This is a genomic window from Chthonomonas sp. (assembly GCF_035294505.1).
Lineage (GTDB): Bacteria > Armatimonadota > Chthonomonadetes > Chthonomonadales > Chthonomonadaceae > Chthonomonas.
In genome coordinates this window covers 1-3961 of record NZ_DATGKU010000152.1, presented here as the reverse complement: position 1 = coordinate 3961, position 3961 = coordinate 1, and the positions used below count along the sequence as shown (strand labels likewise).

Here is a 3961-nt window from a genome sequence, read left to right as displayed (position 1 = left end):
TGGCATTCCGCTCGCCATCGAACTTGCTGCCGCCCGCTGTCGGGCCCTTTCGCCTAAAGATATCGAGTCGCATCTTAGCGATATGTTCCGTCTGCTTTCGCAATCACCACGCACCAGCATCTCGCGCCATAAAACCCTCCGTGCCGCCCTCGATTGGAGCTACACTCCCCTTACTCCCCCCCAAAAGCGGCTGCTGCAGCGTCTGGCCGTCTTCACAGGAGGATGGACGCTCGAAGCGGCCGAGGCCATCTGTGCCGATGCCGACGACCGCTCGAACGATGAGGCCTTTTTGCCCGCCTACGACATCCTCGACACACTCTCTCTTCTCACCGACCGCTCCCTCGTGAACTACGATACACATGCCGACCGGTTTTCACTCCTCGAGCCTATGCGCCAGTATGGGCTAGAACTTCTTCGGCAAAGCGGGCAAGAACCCATTCTCCGTGAACGTCACGCGCGGTGGTTTACACAGTGGGCTGAAGAGGCCGCAACACACATTCCCGGCCCCGAACAAGAGGAGTGGTTTGCCCGCCTAGAGCGAGATAACGACAACCTGCGGACTGTGCTTACCCATCCTAATTTGTCTGTAGAGCTTCGGGTGCGTACGGCCATCGCACTTTGGCGCTTTTGGCTCGCACGGGATCAACTACAGGAAGGTCAAGATCATCTCCAGCATCTCCTCCAAGAAAAGGCAGTCCTCCCCATACCGCTCAAAGCAAAGGCCCTGCATGTGCTCGCCTCACTGGCCTGTAAGCAGGGAAATTACGATGTGGCCGAATCCTCGATTCGAGAGAGCCTACAGCTTTCGGTGCAACAGAACGATCTGCTCGCCGCCGCCCATGCTCGCGTGGTGGAAGGGGAGATCGCACACGCCCGCGGCGATTACGATACCGCTTTCACCCGCTTTGCAGCCGCCTATGAAACGTTAAAAAACTTCGATTTTCGCATCGGGATGGCGGAAGCGCTTCAAGGACTAGGCGATTCCGCACTTGCCCGCAACGAATGCACCTCCGCCAGAACCTACTACATGGAGGCCCTAGAGATTCGTCGTGCCCTCAAAGACCAAAGAGGCATTGCGAACCTGCTCCATGCCCTCGGTAACGTTCATCTCTTTCTAGGCAAATATGCGGAGGCAGCCAAACACTACCAAGAAAGTATTGAGATGCGAGAGGAGTTTCAGGATCGAAGAGGGATTGCCGCCTCTCTTAACAATCTCGGCGGAGCCGCCCTACTGCACGGGGATTACGCTCAAGCAGAGGCGTTTTGTCGTCGCAGCCTAAACCTCCGCCAACAGCTCGGCGATAAACGCGGCATCGCTTTCTCTCTGCTTACACTCGGCCACATTGCACGTGAAAAGGGCGCGCTAGAAGAGGCCCTCGACCATAGCGAACAGAGCGCCCACCTTTTTCAACAACTCGGCAATCGCGTTAATGCGGCCAACGCCCTCTGCGATTGCAGTCTCACCCTCATCCGCCTTGGCGAGCTTTCCCAAGCGGCGACGATTCTGCATGAGGCCGCGGAGGCCTGCCACGAGTTCTCTAGCCACTTCCTCTGTCTCCTCGTCATCGAAACCGCTGCCGAACTTGCCGCCGCCCAAAAGAACTACCCTCTTGCCGCCCAACTGCTTGGCGCCCACGACCAATACGCGGCGCTGCTCGAAATGCCCATTCCCCCCATCCGCAAAAGTGCCCAGGAGCGGCTACGCGCCCAACTTGACTCCATACTCGGCACAGAGCTTTTTCAAAAGACCCTTGAAAGCGGCCGCACCGTCGATCGCCAATCCCTCTTTGAACGGATTCGCGCCCTCTAACAAGGGATGGCACAGGGTTTCTCATTCCCACGTTTTGGCAAAACGGACTTCTATGCGGTAAACTGAAAGGCGTATCGTGCTGCTTGCTCCGACTTGGACACCGGCATCGTCTCTTCAGTTCGTGTGTCCATCGTGAATGTGTTTCAGAATCACACACTCTGCGATCAACCGTAACGGAATAACGTGGCGAACTATCCTAAAACCGAAGAAAGCTTGGAACCAACTCTTTCAGAGGGTAGGCCTCAAGGGAGAGGCTGGATTAGCCTTCGCGTCACGCTCTTAGCCCTTCTTTTAGCTCCTCTCACCGCCTATTGGACCGCCGACCAGGTTGTAGATGTCATCTTCTCGTTGATGATTCCACCGGTCATTATGACCTTCGTCGTGGCGGTTATCAATCTCGGCGTCCGTAAAATCTCAAAGCGATGGGCACTTACCGAAGGGGAACTGATCATCTTCTACGGCATGCAAACCGTGCTGGGCGCCATCTGTGCCGAGTGGATGAACATCATCAACCCTCATATCGCCACCTATGCCCTTTATGCCAGCAGCAACTCCGATTACCGCAACAAAATTCTGCCCTACATCACCAGCTGGCTCTTCGTGCCCTATAAAGATGCCGATAAGTTCAAAGATTATCGGGATGGCGGGCATGGCTTTCACTATTTTCTTACCCACCTCCATCTTTGGTGGAGCTACATCTTAGGGTGGACTCTCATTGTGGGGCTTGTAGGTTTCGCCATGCTCTGCATCAACAGCCTCATGCGGGATGAGTGGACGAACCGCGAAAAGCTCGCTTTCCCCATCATTCAGCTGCCCCTTGCTGTGGTGCAGATGGGCGCGGGGCGCCTCCCCCTCTGGAAAAACCGCTACTTCACCGGCGCCTTCCTCATTATGTTCGCCATTGACATCATCAATGGGTTTCACCAGTTCTATCCAAATCTGCCCCTCATCAACGTGCGCTTTATCGGAGACCTTCAGCAGCTCTTCCCCAATCCGCCCTTCAATGCCATCGGTTGGACACCCATCGGCATCTTTCCTTACATGGCGGTCATCGGCTTTTTCATGCCCACCGATCTCCTCTTCTCTTGCATCTTTTTCTTCTTTTTCCGCAAGGCGCTTCAGGTCTTCACCTACGCTATAGGCTACACGCAAAGCGCGGGCGTCTTTGGCGGCGGCGGTCTCGTGCCAAGCCCACCCTACTTTAGTGAACAGAGTTGGGGGGCTTTCATCGGGCTTTTCGTTATGGCGATTTGGGTGGCCCGCGGCTACCTTCGAGAGGTATGGCAACAGATACTCCACGGTCATCCTCCAGGAGATAGGGGGGTGCCGCATCGAGTCGCCTTTGCCGGCCTTGTGCTTAGCGTTGTGGCCCTTTGCGTTATCGGGGTGGACATCGGCATCCCGCTATGGATGACCTTTGTTACTATTGTGCTTTTCCTTATCTTTAGTGTCGCTCTAACCCGCATGCGGGCACAGGTCGGCCCCCCTTCGCATGAGATGGCCTTTATGGGGCCGAACCAGATGATCGTGGATTTCGCCGGTACCCAAAACCTACCCGAAGCCGGGGTAAGCCGCATGGTCAATACCTTCTTCTTCCTGAACCGCATCCATCGCACCCACCCCATGCCGCATCAGCTCGAAGCCATGAAAATGGGCGAGCGCGCGCGCATCAACCAACGTGCGCTCTTCATTGCCATCCTGCTCGCCATGGTGGTCGGAAGCATTCTTGGACACCTCATCTATATCTATCGCGGCTATGTGTGGGGTGCCGGCGATGTGGGTGGCGACGTGTCCGGCACCGTCAGCTCTTTTACCACCAAGCATCAGCCTCCCAACATCGTAGCCATTCTGTTTGTCCTCATCGGCTTCTGCGTTGTGTTGCTGCTCGACTTCATTCGGTTTCAGGTACCGGGCTTTCCCTTCCATCCGGTAGGGTATGCGCTTGCCATGAACTTCGGCCTCGACTACTTCTGGTTTGGCCTCCTCATCGTCTATCTCATTAAACTCTTCGTGGAGAAGTACTACGGCCTCAAAGGGCACGACAAGTTGCACCAGGTGGCCTTAGGCATCATTCTTGCGGAGTTTTGTGCCGAGACCATTTGGGCGCTCTACAGCATGACGCACAACCATTTCGCCACCTATAGCGTCTCC

2 protein-coding genes are annotated in these 3961 nt (G+C 55.7%); both read left to right on the top strand.

The genetic code is table 11. The features are described 5' to 3' along the window. A partial coding sequence (locus VKV18_RS08510; RefSeq protein WP_324203779.1) for an ATP-binding protein occupies nucleotides 1–1810 on the top strand: 1810 nt, incomplete at its 5' end. A gap of 183 nt (nucleotides 1811–1993) precedes the next feature. Next, the coding region (locus VKV18_RS08505; RefSeq protein WP_324203778.1) for a DUF6785 family protein at nucleotides 1994–3961 on the top strand (1968 nt) is incomplete at its 3' end.